Below are 14,397 nucleotides of genomic sequence, written 5' to 3' on the forward strand. Positions count from 1 at the left end.
ATCAAATCAGTTGCGTGCCAGGTTCAAACCAGTCGCGGCGAGAGTTGAGCAGATCCGAAACGGACATGGCCTTCTTGCCGGGAGGTTGCAGGGTCAGCAGGCGCAGCACGCCCTGACCGGTGGCAACCTCGATCCCCTGCTTGTCGGCCTTGAGCAGGGTGCCGGCTGCCTGGCCGTGATCCTGTGCGACGACCTCGGCCTGCCACACCTTGACGGTCTGTCCGGCAACGTCGAACCAGCTGATGGGCCAGGGGTTGAAGGCACGGATGCAACGTTCGATGGCAACGGCGTCCATCGACCAGTCGATGCGGGCCTCTTCCTTGGAGAGCTTCTCGGCGTAGTTGGCCAGCGCATCGTCCTGGGGCTCGGCGGCGGTGTCGCCGGCAGCCATGGCGTCCAGGGTATCGACCAGTGCCTGCGGGCCCAGACCGGCCAGCTTGTCATAGAGGCTGGCAGAGGTCTCATCACTGGCGATGGGGCAGGTTACCTTGCGGATCATGGCGCCGGTGTCCAGCCCCACGTCCATCTGCATGATGGTGACGCCGGTTTCGGCATCCCCCGCCCAGATGGAGCGTTGAATCGGGGCGGCACCGCGCCAGCGCGGCAGCAGGGATCCGTGCACGTTGATGCAACCCAGACGCGGCGTATCGAGCACCGCCTTGGGGAGGATGAGGCCATAAGCCACGACGACCATCAGATCGGCACCCAGAGCGGCCAGTTCGGCCTGCGCCGCTTCATTGCGCAGGGAGGCAGGTTGATAGACCGGCAGATCGTGGGCCAGCGCCAGCTCCTTGACCGGGCTGGCAGTGAGCTTCTGGCCGCGACCGGCGGGCTTGTCCGGCTGGGTATAAACGGCGACGACCTCGTGGCCGGAAGACAACAACGCCGCCAGATGACGGGCGGCGAAGTCGGGGGTACCGGCAAAAATCAGTTTCAGCTTGTTCAATGGAGCGTATCCTCAGAGGACTTTGCGATCTTCACGGGCCATCTTTTCCAGCTTCTGACGAATGCGCTGGCGCTTGAGCGGGGACAAGTAATCCACAAACAGCTTGCCGACCAGATGATCCATCTCATGTTGTATGCAGATGGCGAGCAGATCGTCCGCTTCCAGCTCGAAGGTGTTGCCGTGGCGATCTTGCGCCCTGACCTTGACCCACTCGGCGCGCGGAACCAGAGCACGGTTGCCGGGCACGGAGAGGCAGCCCTCTTCGATGCCGGTGCTGCCGGACTGTTCCAGGATCTCCGGGTTGATCAACACCAGCTGTTCTTCGCGGTTCTCGGAGACATCGATGACGATGATGCGCTGATGAATGTCGACCTGGGTCGCGGCCAGGCCGATGCCTTCCTCCGCGTACATGGTTTCAAACATATCATCTACAATGTGTTGTAACTCGGGTGTAAAGGCTTCGACAGGGGCCGCGACTGTGCGCAGACGCTCATCGGGGAAACGCAATACATCTAGAATGGCCATAATTTTTTCTTTAGTTTCATATAAACGCAGTCAATATTGACGTAATTCTAGTCATTTACGCCGACAAAAAACAGCAACACTTTGCGTGCAGAAGTAACAGGGAGTGTTATGTATCTGAAGCAAATCATCGTCGCCTGCCTGGCGACAGCCCTGGCCGGTGGCGCCATGGCACAGCAGTTGACGCTCAAATCCGGTTACCCCGAGACTTATGTGGTGCAAAAAGGGGACACCCTCTGGGATATCTCGGGCCAGTATCTGGCCGAACCCTGGCTCTGGCCACGCCTCTGGAACATCAATCCGCAGATCGCCAATCCCCACTGGATCTATCCCGGTGACGTGCTGCACCTGAGCTGGGTCAATGGTGAGCCTCGGCTCGGCAAAGCCAGTCAGGGGGGCAAACAGGTCATCCGTCTCTCGCCCAAGAACCGCTATGAAAACAAGGCCAATCCCATACCGACCCTGCCTCTGAGCGAGATAGCGCCCTTCCTGCAGACCGACCACATTCTGGCCAACAGCCAGCAGAGCAAGGATCTGCCCTATGTGCTCGGCAACAATGACAAGCATGTCGGGATGCTGGAGGGCGACATTCTCTATGTGAAAGGAGCCTTGAACCCGGGCCAGAGTTATGGCCTCTATCGCCCGGGGGTGGCATACAAGGACAAGCATACTGGCGAGTCGCTCGGTCAGGAGGCGATTTTTGTCGGCACGGTGCGGGCAGAGGAGTACCTTGCCCACGACACCACCAAAGTGACGCTGACCCATAACCGGCGTGAGGTGTATCAGGGCGACAAGGTGATGCCGCTGCCGTCGCAGGAGAGCATCACTGCCGTGTTCATGCCAAAGGCGGCACCCTCCATTTCCCCCGGCTATGTGATCGAGCTGCCGAGTAAGGTACATGGTGGGGGCAAATTTGATGTGGTACTCATCAACAAGGGGGGGCGTGATCAGGTGGCCCCGGGCGATGTGCTCGAGATCCTGCGCCCGGGAGCCGAGATGGTGGACAAGAATGGCAAGGTGTCATACCGGGAATATTCATCCGTTTATGACAAGGCGTTCTATTCTGCCGGCAAGTCATCGCTGCCTGCCGAGGCCGTTGCCAGAGTCATGCTGTTCAAGGTCTACGACAAATTGAGTTACGGTCTTATCCTGCAGAGTCAGGATCTGGTCGGCTCTGGCTATCAGGTCAGTAATTTCTGACGTGTCCTTGCCACTGGAGCGGTTGTCGCTATGGCTGACGCTGGATGCCGTTACAGGCATAGGCCCGGTCACCGCCGCTCGCCTGCTGGCTCATGTGGGTGGTGACATCACAACTCTGTTTGACTCAGATGATGGCGCCCTGCGAGTTCTTGGTCTGCAGAGTGCCCAGATTCAGCAGATGAGATGGCCTCTTCCTGTCGTGGAGCAGGGATTGAGCTGGGCCGCCGAGCCCGGCAATCACCTCCTCTGTCCCGATGACCCCGCATATCCTGCCCTGCTCAAAGAGATCCCCGGCGCCCCGCTCTTGCTCTACTGCCGCGGGAACGTCTCATCCCTCTCCCTGCCACAGTTGGCGATGGTGGGTACCCGCCACCCCACCTATGCCGGCAAAGACAATGCGACACGCTTGTGTGCCGAGTTGGTGGGCTGTGGTCTGGCGATCACCTCCGGCCTCGCGTTGGGCATCGATGGCGTCTGCCATCAGCAGGCGCTGGCATCGGGCGGAATCACCCTGGCGGTGCTGGGATCCGGTCTGGATTGTCTCTACCCCAAGCGTCATCAGGGGTTGGCGATGCAAATCCTCGAGCAGGAAGGCCTGCTTGTTTCCGAGTTGGCGCCCCAGCAAGGCCCCCTGGCTGAACACTTCCCTCGCCGCAACCGTATCATCAGTGGCCTGTCGCTGGGGACACTTGTGGTGGAAGCGGCAGAACAGAGTGGTTCGCTCATCACGGCCCGTTATGCGCTGGAGCAGGGCCGCGAGGTCTTTGCCGTTCCCGGCGCTCCGCAAAATGCACAGGCAGCAGGGTGCAACCGTCTGCTTCAACAGGGTGCCAAGCTGGTCTTGAATGCCGCCGATATCCTGGAAGAGTTTCCAAGGCTGGTCTTGTCCCCTGGACCTGCCAACGGTTCTTCCGAGGCGCAGCATAATAGCGAATTGCCTTATGCCGATTTGTTGGATAACGTAGATTATGAGACCACGAGCGTGGATACCGTTGCCGAACGGGCCCGGCTTCCTGTCGATGTCGTACTGGGCAGGTTGGTAGAGCTGGAGCTGGTTGGTGCAGTGATGGCGGTAGCCGGTGGATACGTCAGAGCGAGGAGGGCGAATCATGTTTGATGTATTGATGTACCTTTTCGAGACCTACATCCACAGCGATGCAGATGTGATGGTCGAGCAGGATGAACTCACCGACGAACTGAGCCGGGCCGGTTTCGACAAGGACGAGATCGAGAAAGCGCTCAACTGGCTGGAGCAACTGGCCAACCTGCACGACAGCGAGCGGGAAGTCTATGTCACCGCAAGCCAGCAGGGCTCTATGCGGATCTATGCGCCGCAGGAGCTGGTTCGCCTCAGTACTGAATGTCGCGGTTTCCTGCTGTTCCTAGAGCAGGCGCAAGTGCTGAATGCCGAAACCCGTGAAATCTGCATCGAACGGTTGCTCGAGCTGGACAAGCCGGACATCGAGCTGGACGATCTGAAGTGGGTCGTCATGATGGTGCTGTTCAATGTGCCAGGCAGTGAAAACGCCTACCAGCAGATGGAAGAGCTGGTGTTTGACGAGTCGGACGGCGTCATCCACTGACAGCCCGGTGCCGCGCTGGTAGAATTCAGGCCATCTGGATTTCAAGGCGCGGCCCATGTCAAAGATCGATCACCACCTCTTCTCTGCCCACGAACATGCCTTCGAGCGCGAGCCGTGCCCGCAGTGTGGTGCTGAACTGGTGATCCGCCAGGGCAAGCACGGTCCCTTCCTTGGTTGTTCAGCCTATCCCGCTTGCGATTACATTCGCTCCCTCACCCCCTCTGGCCGCGATATAGAGAAAGTGCTCGAGGGGTCGTCCTGTCCGGATTGTGGCCATCCACTGGCCATCAAGAAGGGTCGTTACGGTCTGTTTGTGGGATGTACCCAGTACCCGGCCTGTCAGCATATCGAATCCCTTCAGGAGAGTGACGATACCCAAATCCTCTGCCCGGAGTGTGGCAAAGGTCATCTGGTGAGCCGCACGTCCCGTTATGGCAAACAGTTCTACTCGTGTGACGCCTATCCTAACTGCAAGTATGTGGTGAATGACAAGCCGGTTCCCATGCCCTGTCCCGAGTGTGGCTGGGGCATCATGATCGAGAAGAAGGTGCGGGGAAACCTGCGCTGGGTCTGCCCGCAAAAGAAATGCTCCCACCAGATTGAGCGGGTATAATCTCGCCGCCCATGATCAGGCAGGCGGATTGCTGGTCAGCGTGAGGTTGTGAGCCGATGCACATCGCCCAACTTGCCCTGATCCTGACCTGGTCGCCATCTCAAGCTCCCTGCGGTTGCTCGGTTCACTGATGCACTCAAGCGTCTGAACCGAAATGCATGACTGAAGAGGAGCAGGGATATAGCCCATATCGCAGCAGTGATGGCCCCGATGCCGTCATGTCGGTTCAACATACAATCCAGTGATGAGAGGCGGCAGCGTGGCTGTCGCATGTGCTTATGCCAAATGAATTTGAACAAGCGGTTGCCGCCCTTCAAGGAGAAGGGGTTATCGCCTATGCCACCGAAGCCGTGTTTGGTCTGGGGTGTGATCCTGATTCCGAAGCCGCCGTGCAGCGGCTGCTGGCCATCAAGCAGCGGCCGGTGGAGAAGGGATTGATCCTGATCGCGGCAGATCTGGCGCAATTGCAGGACTACATCGACCTGAGCCAGCTCAGCGATGAGCAGCTTGCTCGCGTGCAGGCGAGCTGGCCTGGTCCCTTCACCTGGATCATGCCCGCTCGCGCGACGACGCCGTCCTGGTTGACCGGTCAGTTCGAGACCCTGGCGGTGCGGGTCACAGGCCATCCCCAGGTGCAAGGGCTTTGCCGGGCATTTGGCAAACCGCTGGTGTCCACCAGTGCCAATCTAACCGGTGATGAACCCGCTCGTCGGGTGGCTGATATTGGCGATCTGCTGGCAAGCCAGCTGGCTTACATTCTGCCCGGCGAAGTCGGGGGGCAAGCCAACCCGTCCGAAATCAAGGACGCCCTCACCGGGGCCATTATTCGCCCATCCTGAGTTGGGCACGGCCCTGTTTCATGCAGGTTGTGCGATGAGGTCATGACAATACGAGAAGTGCAGGCAGTGCATGCATGATGCCTGTCTGACAGGAGATAAAATGAGCAAACCGGATGTGGCCCAGGTAAAAGCCTTCCTGCTGCAATTGCAGGATGATATCTGCCGTGGCCTGGAGCAGGCCGATGGATGCGGGCGCTTTGTGGAAGATGCCTGGAGTCGCGAAGGTGGTGGTGGCGGTAGAACACGGGTGCTGCGTCAGGGGGCGGTGATCGAGCAAGGTGGGGTCAACTTCTCCCATGTCTATGGCGATGCCATGCCGGCATCCGCGACCGCACATCGTCCCGAACTGGCTGGCCGCAGGTTTGAGGCCATGGGGGTATCGCTGGTGATCCACCCGCATAATCCCTATGTACCGACCAGCCATGCGAATGTGCGGTTCTTCATCGCCGAGAAAGAGGGGGAGGAGCCGATCTGGTGGTTTGGTGGCGGCTTCGACCTGACGCCCTTCTATCCGTTCGAAGAGGACGTGAGGCATTGGCACCAGGTCTCCCGTGAGCTCTGTCAGCCGTTCGGCACCGACATTTATCCCGAGTTCAAATCCTGGTGCGATCGTTACTTCTTCCTCAAGCATCGGGGCGAGACGCGCGGGGTGGGCGGTCTTTTCTTCGATGACCTGAACCGCTGGCCCTTTGCCGACTGCTTTGCCTTCATGCGTGCAGTGGGTGAGGGTTACCTCGCGGCCTACTTGCCGATTGTCGAGCGACGCAAGGAGCTTGCTTATGGGGAGCGGGAACGGGCGTTCCAGCTTTATCGCCGTGGCCGCTACGTGGAGTTCAATCTGGTCTACGACCGCGGGACCCTGTTCGGACTGCAGACGGGGGGGCGTACCGAATCCATCCTGATGTCGATGCCGCCGCTGGCGCGCTGGGAGTACGACTGGCAGCCGGAGGCTGGCAGCCCGGAGGCATTGCTCTACAGCGACTACCTCAAACCGCGCGAGTGGTTGTGACCAGAGGGGCCATGATGGCCTCTTCTTATTGGCCGATATTCGGCTTGTTCCTTCATGAGAAAACCCGTTAAATCGGGATATTGCTCTCAAAAGGAACGCCTTGATGGATCGTTATCTGGTTTTTGGCCACCCCGTACGCCACAGCAAATCTCCCTTCATTCATACCCTGTTTGCCAGGCAGACCCAGCAAGCGCTGGAGTATGGTCTGGCAGAACCTGCTGTCGATGAGTTTGCCAGCGCTCTGAACCACTTCTTCGCCGAAGGAGGGAAGGGGTGCAACGTGACCGTACCTTTCAAGGAGCAAGCCTTCGGGCTGGTGGAGCGGCTGAGCCCCAGGGCCAAGCGGGCGGGAGCGGTCAACACCATCAAACTGACTGATGATGGTGTGCTGCTGGGTGACAATACCGACGGCGCCGGGCTGGTCGCCGATCTCAAGGCTCACGGAGTGAACCTTGCCGGTAGCAGGATCCTGCTTCTGGGAGCTGGTGGCGCAGCTCGTGGCGCCCTGGCCCCCCTGCTGGCGGAAGCACCGGGCGAGATCGTTGTGGTCAACCGTACCCACGCCAAGGCGGAACAGTTGGCTGTGGAGTTCAGGGATCTGGGCAGCATCACGGCTCAATCCTATGAACCGCTGGTGGGGCCGTTCGATCTCATCATCAATTCCACCTCAGCCAGTCTGCAAGGTGAGTTGCCACCTTTGGCTCCAACCCTCATCCACCCGGACATCGCGATCTACGACATGATGTATGGCGCAACGGACACAGCCTTCATCGGCTGGGCCAAACAACATGGCGCGCGCCATACCATGGATGGATTGGGCATGCTGGTCGAACAGGCTGCGGAGGCTTTTACCGTATGGCGAGGGATCCGGCCCGGCACCAAGCAGGTATTGAGAGAGTTGCAGCGCAATCTGGGCGTCGTGTGAACCAGTTTGTGCACTCTATTGGGCTGTCGGCAGATCTGATGTAGAGATTCTGCATCGCTGGATAGGGGGCATCCATCAGGATGCGGCACGACACGTGTGACGTGAAACGGTCGTTCTGCGGTGGGTGTGTGGCAGAACAGGTGCCATTTTTATAAAACCATTGCGTAACAATAAGTTACTTTTACTTTGCCATCACTCGCAGAATTTTTTTGAGTTTTTTCTCAAAGCAGCGGAACTTCTGTAACGGACTGCTGACTAACTGGATAGTTGAGGAAGTGCTAGCTAGTCACCTTTATAACTCCCCGGTATTCGTACTGGGGATTTTTTTATCTGCATGAAAATTATGAATATTTTTTCTTTTTCCTACCATTGAAACTAAATTACATAAATTACTTTCACTTTCTGCTGCTTTGCTGTACAGTTGTCGGCGTAGGGTACAGAGGTAAGATGTTCTATCTTTCAGACCTTTTATTTCACGTAATTGAATGTGGCTGAATAGCAGCCCCGATGAGTCATCGTCGGGGCGTTTTTTTATGAGTAACATTTAGAGTAAATGCTTTAATTGTTGCCGTTCTTTGTTAGAATGAAGGCGTTTCTTGAGGAAAACCAATCGTCTTTGTTCTCGAGAACTCGCTTTTTCCCAAATTTTTGAACTCATTTCTTCAGGCCGGTTTGCAATGACAAGACTGGCCTCATTTTTATCCCTATATTGCCTCATTGTGTAATTAAATTTCAGTTTCGTTTGTTACAGCCTTCAATTCTGATTTTCTACTCGATATTCATGAAAACGGTATCAGGTTGATGATTAGTTAATTCTTTTCGCGTCGAAACATGCTATCAGTATGATTTAAATATATTTTTTGAGGTTTTTCTTCAGAGGTGGCGAAGGCGGGGAGGAAGGGCTCGGAGATGGGGGGATCATGAAAGCCTTTCAATCAGCGGAGGTCCAACTCCGCCAATTGCAGCCAGGGAGAGGAGTCGTTTACTCCTCGTTCTGATGATCTTCGTCGTCTGCCTGGGCGTTGTCTGCTTCGGACAGATACCAGCCGCTCAGGGTCTGGGCCAGCTTCTCGACGCCGATATTGGTCAGAGAAGAGAATGCTTCAACCTGGATCTGCGGGCCCAGTTCTGCCAGCGCCTGACGAACCTTGATCACCTGGTTGTTGCGGGGCCCCGGGCTTAACTTGTCCGCCTTGGTCAGCAACAGCATCACCGGCAGTTCACGGTGTGAACTCCATTCCAGCATGTTCATGTCGGTTTCCTTGAGCGGATGGCGGATATCCATCAGGATCACCAGACCTTTCAGGGACTCCCGTCGCTGCAGGTATTCAGCCAGTGACTTTTGCCACTTGAGCTTCATTTCCAGCGGAACCTGGGCATATCCATAGCCAGGCAAGTCAACCAGGCGTTTGCCCGGTTCCAGCTCAAACAGGTTGATCAGCTGAGTACGGCCAGGGGTCTTACTGGTTCGCGCCAGGTTCTTGTGTTTGGTCAAGGTATTCAATGCAGACGATTTGCCAGCGTTGGAACGACCGGCAAACGCAATCTCGACACCCCCATCATTTGGCAGGTGGCGGATGTCGGGTGCGCTGGTCACAAAATGCACCTTATTGAAATTCAGAGTTTGTGTATCCAACGTAAATTCCCCATAGAGATAGAGGGTTATAGAGTTACTTTTTTGTGAAATAGTGTAAAATGGCGTCGCTTGAACGCGTTTATTTTAACATGCCTTCAGCGGCATGGGATCTGGAAGCCTAATAACGAGAAAGTTGGAACGCCATGAAGAACCTAGTCATTACACTTGCTCTGATGGTTGGCGTAACTGGGATGGCACAAGCCAAGGGCGATGCCGCTGCGGGACAAACCAAGGCTGCCGTCTGTGCGGCCTGTCATGGACCGGACGGCAACAGCCCAGTCGACATGTATCCCAAGATTGCTGGTCAGCACGCATCATATATCAAAAAACAATTAGTTGAACTGAAGGCTGCAGCTTCTGGCCAAACTGGTCGGGTTGCGCCCGTCATGGGACCCATGGCGTTGCCGTTGTCCGAGCAGGATATGGACGATCTTGCCGCCTATTTCTCCAGCCAGAAGGTGACGCCGGTTGCCGTGCCCGATGAGGTGGTTGCCGCAGGCAAGGCGCTTTATATGGGGGGAGACATGGAGCGAGGCCTGGCCGCCTGTACCGCCTGTCATGGCCCACGGGGTTCCGGCGTCGAGCAAGCGAAGTATCCCAGCCTGTCAGGGCAGCATCCCGCCTATATCAAGGCCCAGCTCACCGCTTTTCGTTCGGCGACCCGCGACAACGATCCCAATGGCATGATGCGGGATGTGGCCAAGAAGCTGACGGATCAGGACATCGAGGCGCTCTCCAAGTATGTGGCGGGGCTTCACTGATATAGCCTGTTAGTTATCTTGTTGAAAAGAACAGGGAACCATTTTGTTCCCTGTTCTTTTTTGAGGTTGTAGCGATCGCCCGTAAACAGCCTGCATTGCTGTAAGAGATCTTCTATATACGGGGCTGGTCGTGTCTGAAAGATTGCTCACGTATATTTTTTTATGTTTTGTTTTTCAATGAATTAAGAAATATAACATCACTTTGTACCAGTTCGAAATGTGCTTTGGTTGATTGAGTCATCCAGCGAAGAAGTTACAGTAGGCAATCAGGATTGGCCGGAGAGAGGGTGCAAGACTCGTCTTCGGTTTGGCAGGATGTCGGCTCGGAGCATGCGATGAGCAATAGATGCAAAAAGCCAGGATGGTGACCGCCAGGGATGAGCGGGGCTGCGGGAGGCAACCACCCCGATGGGAGGCAGGATGTCGCCGGTTTGGGTTAGACAAACAAACACACGCACACTCAGGACTGGTCAATAAGGATCAGGATGATCCAACGAAATGATGCGCCGTGGTTCGCCCAGGGATAAGGCGATTGGCTACCAGGGAATGGAACTCGCATGATGAAAAAAGGCAGCTTCGGCTGCCTTTTTTCTATTGGGTCATTAACCCGCCAAGACATTCTGTGTCAAAATACCAGCAACATGCCCAGAGGATGCCGATCCTGCGGTGTTCAGCGACCCAAAGTGGTCGAATTGGTGCGGGATCCCACTCTTGTTCCATATTTACTGTTCCCCGCTTCAGCATCCTCCCCGGACGACACGCTCCGGGGGTTTCCATTCAGTTATTTGTCGGAGTCATTCATGTCGGCCAAACAACCCAACCGCAAGCCTACCGGCAAGCGCAAAGAATCAGATGCCAGTGCCCAGGAAGGTCGTGAGCGCAAGCGCGCCGCCAAGCGCAAGGGCCTGAAGGCGGGCTCCCGTCAACAGGTCGAGCAGGCGGGCAAAAAGAGCGGTTCCAAGCAGGCCAAGGATCCACGCATCGGCTCTCGCAAGCCCATCGTGCTGATTGCCGACGAGAAGGGCAGCAAGCCGGTGGCGACCAAGCCTGCGAAAGAGAAGCGGGTGGTGATGACCCCCGAGCAGGAGCTGGCGTCCATCGAGAATGATGATCGCCTCAATGCCTTGCTGGATCGTCTGGATGCCGGTGAAACCCTGGAGGCCGCAGAGCAGGCATGGGTCGATCAGCGGGTTGACCGTTATCAGGAGCTGATGGACGAGCTCGGCATCATCGACAACGACGATGACGAAGATGGCGACATGGATTTTGATGATGCCGATTTTGACGAGCCGAGTCAGCCTGCCTCCGAAGAGGAGCTGTGGGAGCGTTTCTCTCAGGCGGACTACCAGCCTGAAGCCAAACCCGAGCCGAAGAAAAAGTGATGAGTGGATGGATGCTGGCCGCCCTGTTGGGTGGCCTGATTTTGCTGGGGCTGGCCGTCTATGCCGGCACCCTGATGGCGCGCCTCAAACGCCAGCAAGAGATGCAGCAGCACGCCATTGCGGCCCGCAACGAGCGGATCCTGGAGAGTGTCAGGGTGATCGCCCACGCGGTACGAGATGGTCAGTGCGACTACTCGGAAGGTGCCATCCGGCTGACCAATCTGCTGGATGCCTTGCAAATAAAGGGGGGCCGCGCCTTTGCCACCGAGTTCCCGGGGCTCTACGGCCTCTATGAGAAGGTGAAGGAGATGCCGACCCATGAGGCGAGGCGGGCACTCAAGCGCAATGAAGTGATGAAGATGGATCTCGAACGCAGCGGCTACGAGGCCGAGCTGGAGGCGCAGATCCTTGAGGATGTCGCCAGACTGAAGGATTTTCAGTTAAGCCGGTGAGCCCATGACAAAGACAGAGGAAGCAAGCGTGCAAGCAGAACAGATTGTGTGGGATCAGGCCCTGATCGAAAAATACAACTACAGTGGTCCGCGTTATACCTCCTATCCCACTGCGCTGGAGTTCAACGAGGGGTTCGGCTATCCGGACTTTGTCCAGGCAGCGGGCCAGTATCCTGCACGCAATCTGTCGCTCTACGTGCACATCCCCTTCTGTCACAAGCTCTGCTACTACTGCGGCTGCAACAAGGTCATTACCCGGCACCAGCACAAGGCAGATCAATACCTCGACTACCTCGAACAGGAGATCAAGGCCCAGGCCCCCCTGTTCAAGGAGAGACTGGTCACCCAGCTGCACTGGGGTGGCGGCACACCCACCTATCTGAGCGAACCCCAGACTCGTCGCCTGATGGCCATGTTGCGGGAGTACTTCCACTTCGCCGAGGAGGGGGAGATCAGCATCGAGGTGGATCCCCGCGAGATCGAATTGTCCATGCTGGATGTGCTGCGGGAGCTCGGTTTCAACCGCATCAGCCTTGGCGTTCAGGACTTCAACAAGGCGGTCCAGGTCGCGGTCAATCGGGAGCAGGACAACGACTTCATCCGCGCCATGCTGGTCCGTGCCCGCGAGTTGGGGTTCCGCTCCACCAACCTGGATCTCATCTACGGTCTGCCGCACCAGAACCGGGAGAGCTTCCATCACACCCTGGAAGAGGTGCTCAAGACCGACCCGGCTCGCCTCTCCATCTTCAATTATGCCCACCTGCCGAGCCGTTTTGCCGCCCAGCACAAGCTGAAAGAAGCGGACATGCCGGCGCCGCAGGAGAAGCTGGCCATGCTCCAGGACACCATTGCCTTCCTGACCGGCCAGGGTTATCAGTTCATCGGCATGGACCACTTTGCCAAGCCCGATGACGAGCTGGCCGTCGCCCAGCGCGAGGGCAAGCTGCATCGCAACTTCCAGGGCTATACCACCCAGGGGGATTGCGATCTGCTGGGGCTGGGGGTCTCTTCCATCAGCATGATGGGGGATGCCTATTCCCAGAACCAGAAGGATCTCAAAACCTACTACGCCCAGGTCGAGTCACTGGGCCATGCCCAGTGGAAGGGGTGCTCCCTCAATCGGGACGATCTGATCCGTCGTGAGGTGATCAAGCGCCTCATCTGCGATTTTTCCCTGAACTTCGCCGCTGTGGAGCAGGCCCACGGCCTGGTGTTCAAGGAGTATTTTGCCGAGGATCTCAAGCTGTTGCAGACCTTCATCGACGACGGTCTGGTGCGCATGACCGAAGAGGGGCTGGAGGTGGTCTCCACCGGTCAGCTGCTGATCCGCAACATCTGCATGTGCTTCGATGTCTACCTGCGCAACAAGGCGCGCCAGCAGCAGTTCTCCCGGGTGATCTAGGCCGGGCAATGTCGTTGGACAATAAAAAACCGCCTTTCGGCGGTTTTTTATTGGGTTTTACCCCTGCTCAGCGTTGAGCCGCGCGGGCACTCAGCTCGGCCTTCTCGGCTTCGCTCAGGAAGGCCAGGGTCAGGCCGTTCTGCTGGGCGGTGCGGATCTCGCTGACCGTCATGCCAGCAGCCGGGGCTGCCACCTCGTATTCATGGGGCAGGTCGATCCCCTCCACCGCCGGATCGTCGGTATTGAGGCAGGCCGGCACGCCGGCGGCCAGGAACTGGCGGATCGGGTGATCGGCCAGACTCGCCACCGTGGTGGTCTGGAGGTTGGAGGTGAGGCAGGACTCGATGCCGATGCGGTGTTCGGCCAGATAGGCCATCAGGGCCGGATCCTGGATGGCCTTGACGCCGTGGCCGATGCGCTCGGCTCCCAGCTCGCGAATGGCCTGCCACATGCTCTCGGGGCCGGCGGCTTCACCGGCGTGCACGGTGACCCGCATGCCTGCATCCCGCACCCGGCGGAAGTGGTCGGTGAAGAGATCGCCCGGGAAGCCCAGTTCGTCGCCGGCCAGATCGATGGCGACCAGGCGATCGCGATGAGCCAGACAGGCATCCAGCTCCTGCTTGCACTGCTCGGTGCCGAAGGTACGGCTCATGATGCCGATGAGATTGGTCTTGATGCCGAAGTCACGGCTGCCTGCGGCCACGCCGTCGATGATGGCTTCGACCACGCCCTGCGGGTGCAGTTTGTGGGTCATCGCCATGTAGGCCGGGCTGAAACGCAGCTCGGCATAGTCGATCCCGGCACGCAGCAGATCTTCCACGTTTTCGTAGGCGACCCGGCGGCAGGCATCGTAGTCGGCCAGCACGGCCACGCCCCAGTCCAGTTTCTTAAGGAAGGCCACCAGACTCGGCTCGTTCTCGACGATCTGCACGTGCGGGCGCAGGGCCTCCAGTTCATCGGCCGGCAGTCGGATGTTGTGCTGACGTCCCAGCTCGAGAATGGTCTGCGGGCGGATGTTGCCATCCAGATGGCGATGCAGGTCGGTCAGGGGGAGGGATCTGTCAATCATGGGGCACCTTCTGCGAGTCGGGTTGGAAAGCCTGCCATTCTAGGCGGGGCGCCTGAAA

The 14,397-nt window shown here is 57.7% G+C and carries 15 protein-coding genes; 11 read left to right on the forward strand and 4 right to left on the reverse strand.

Going from position 1 to position 14,397, the window contains the following annotated elements; translation table 11 throughout:
- Position 1 precedes the first annotated feature (1 nt).
- Together fmt and def are read right to left on the reverse strand one after the other, a co-directional pair.
- A complete protein-coding gene (gene fmt, locus I6L32_RS08240) occupies positions 2-946 on the reverse strand; it encodes a methionyl-tRNA formyltransferase (RefSeq protein WP_042015233.1) in 945 nt (314 codons plus the stop codon).
- Between the two features lie 12 nt (positions 947-958).
- Positions 959-1,471, reverse strand: a complete 513-nt coding sequence (def, locus tag I6L32_RS08245) for a peptide deformylase (RefSeq protein WP_010672507.1) — start codon at positions 1,469-1,471, stop codon at positions 959-961.
- 108 nt (positions 1,472-1,579) lie between these two features.
- On the opposite strand from def, the gene I6L32_RS08250 reads away from it, so the two are divergent.
- The 7 genes from I6L32_RS08250 (at position 1,580) to aroE (ending at position 7,637) form a co-directional block, all read left to right on the forward strand.
- Positions 1,580-2,668 carry a LysM peptidoglycan-binding domain-containing protein gene (locus I6L32_RS08250; protein ID WP_216944931.1) on the forward strand — a complete coding sequence of 363 codons (1,089 nt, stop codon included), beginning with the start codon at positions 1,580-1,582 and terminating at the stop codon, positions 2,666-2,668.
- 1 nt (position 2,669) lies between these two features.
- Positions 2,670-3,785, forward strand: a complete 1,116-nt coding sequence (gene dprA, locus I6L32_RS08255; RefSeq protein WP_043153552.1) for a DNA-processing protein DprA — start codon at positions 2,670-2,672, stop codon at positions 3,783-3,785.
- Entirely contained in the window at positions 3,778-4,251 is a 474-nt protein-coding gene (locus I6L32_RS08260; RefSeq protein WP_216944932.1) for a DUF494 family protein, read from the forward strand. The genes dprA and I6L32_RS08260 overlap by 8 nt, the downstream gene beginning before the upstream one ends.
- A 55-nt stretch (positions 4,252-4,306) precedes the next feature.
- A complete protein-coding gene (locus I6L32_RS08265; protein WP_049636717.1) occupies positions 4,307-4,864 on the forward strand; it encodes a type I DNA topoisomerase in 558 nt (185 codons plus the stop codon).
- Between the two features lie 278 nt (positions 4,865-5,142).
- Complete coding sequence (locus I6L32_RS08270; protein WP_049636716.1) at positions 5,143-5,703, forward strand: Sua5/YciO/YrdC/YwlC family protein; 561 nt, start codon at positions 5,143-5,145, stop codon at positions 5,701-5,703.
- A 100-nt stretch (positions 5,704-5,803) separates the two neighbouring features.
- The gene (gene hemF / locus I6L32_RS08275) at positions 5,804-6,712 is read left to right on the forward strand and encodes an oxygen-dependent coproporphyrinogen oxidase (RefSeq protein WP_049636715.1); all 909 of its coding nucleotides are present in this window, start codon (positions 5,804-5,806) and stop codon (positions 6,710-6,712) included.
- Between the two features lie 103 nt (positions 6,713-6,815).
- Positions 6,816-7,637 (forward strand): shikimate dehydrogenase, encoded by an 822-nt coding sequence (aroE, locus tag I6L32_RS08280; protein WP_216944933.1) that lies wholly within the window; start codon positions 6,816-6,818, stop codon positions 7,635-7,637.
- 982 nt (positions 7,638-8,619) lie between these two features.
- Here aroE and yihA read toward each other — a convergent pair.
- Complete coding sequence (yihA, locus tag I6L32_RS08285; RefSeq protein ID WP_216944934.1) at positions 8,620-9,273, reverse strand: ribosome biogenesis GTP-binding protein YihA/YsxC; 654 nt, start codon at positions 9,271-9,273, stop codon at positions 8,620-8,622.
- Between the two features lie 143 nt (positions 9,274-9,416).
- Between yihA and I6L32_RS08290 the strand changes: the two genes are divergently transcribed.
- The 4 genes from I6L32_RS08290 (at position 9,417) to hemN (ending at position 13,270) form a co-directional block, all read left to right on the forward strand.
- Positions 9,417-10,034, forward strand: a complete 618-nt coding sequence (locus tag I6L32_RS08290; RefSeq protein ID WP_010672518.1) for a cytochrome c — start codon at positions 9,417-9,419, stop codon at positions 10,032-10,034.
- 800 nt (positions 10,035-10,834) lie between these two features.
- On the forward strand, positions 10,835-11,416 hold the full coding sequence (gene yihI / locus I6L32_RS08295) for a Der GTPase-activating protein YihI (protein ID WP_216944935.1): 582 nt from the start codon (positions 10,835-10,837) through the stop codon (positions 11,414-11,416).
- Between the two features lie 11 nt (positions 11,417-11,427).
- Positions 11,428-11,868 carry a DUF2489 domain-containing protein gene (locus I6L32_RS08300; protein ID WP_039039514.1) on the forward strand — a complete coding sequence of 147 codons (441 nt, stop codon included), beginning with the start codon at positions 11,428-11,430 and terminating at the stop codon, positions 11,866-11,868.
- A 28-nt stretch (positions 11,869-11,896) separates the two neighbouring features.
- A complete protein-coding gene (gene hemN / locus I6L32_RS08305) occupies positions 11,897-13,270 on the forward strand; it encodes an oxygen-independent coproporphyrinogen III oxidase (protein ID WP_216945137.1) in 1,374 nt (457 codons plus the stop codon).
- 67 nt (positions 13,271-13,337) lie between these two features.
- Here the strand turns inward: hemN and add are convergent, their stop codons facing one another.
- Positions 13,338-14,339 carry an adenosine deaminase gene (gene add, locus I6L32_RS08310; RefSeq protein ID WP_216944936.1) on the reverse strand — a complete coding sequence of 334 codons (1,002 nt, stop codon included), beginning with the start codon at positions 14,337-14,339 and terminating at the stop codon, positions 13,338-13,340.
- Positions 14,340-14,397 lie beyond the last annotated feature (58 nt).

The organism is Aeromonas sp. FDAARGOS 1402 (assembly GCF_019046925.1).
In the GTDB taxonomy this organism is placed as follows: domain Bacteria; phylum Pseudomonadota; class Gammaproteobacteria; order Enterobacterales; family Aeromonadaceae; genus Aeromonas; species Aeromonas caviae.

Bases quoted from the DNA above. Each gene is read 5' to 3' on its own strand.
- def (WP_010672507.1), bottom strand. From the start codon at position 1,471: ATGGCCATTCTAGATGTATTGCGTTTCCCCGATGAGCGTCTGCGCACA.
- I6L32_RS08250 (WP_216944931.1), top strand. From the start codon at position 1,580: ATGTATCTGAAGCAAATCATCGTCGCCTGCCTGGCGACAGCCCTGGCC.
- I6L32_RS08260 (WP_216944932.1), top strand. From the start codon at position 3,778: ATGTTTGATGTATTGATGTACCTTTTCGAGACCTACATCCACAGCGAT.
- I6L32_RS08265 (WP_049636717.1), top strand. From the start codon at position 4,307: ATGTCAAAGATCGATCACCACCTCTTCTCTGCCCACGAACATGCCTTC.
- I6L32_RS08270 (WP_049636716.1), top strand. From the start codon at position 5,143: ATGCCAAATGAATTTGAACAAGCGGTTGCCGCCCTTCAAGGAGAAGGG.
- hemF (WP_049636715.1), top strand. From the start codon at position 5,804: ATGAGCAAACCGGATGTGGCCCAGGTAAAAGCCTTCCTGCTGCAATTG.
- aroE (WP_216944933.1), top strand. From the start codon at position 6,816: ATGGATCGTTATCTGGTTTTTGGCCACCCCGTACGCCACAGCAAATCT.
- I6L32_RS08290 (WP_010672518.1), top strand. From the start codon at position 9,417: ATGAAGAACCTAGTCATTACACTTGCTCTGATGGTTGGCGTAACTGGG.
- yihI (WP_216944935.1), top strand. From the start codon at position 10,835: ATGTCGGCCAAACAACCCAACCGCAAGCCTACCGGCAAGCGCAAAGAA.
- I6L32_RS08300 (WP_039039514.1), top strand. From the start codon at position 11,428: ATGCTGGCCGCCCTGTTGGGTGGCCTGATTTTGCTGGGGCTGGCCGTC.
- add (WP_216944936.1), bottom strand. From the start codon at position 14,339: ATGATTGACAGATCCCTCCCCCTGACCGACCTGCATCGCCATCTGGAT.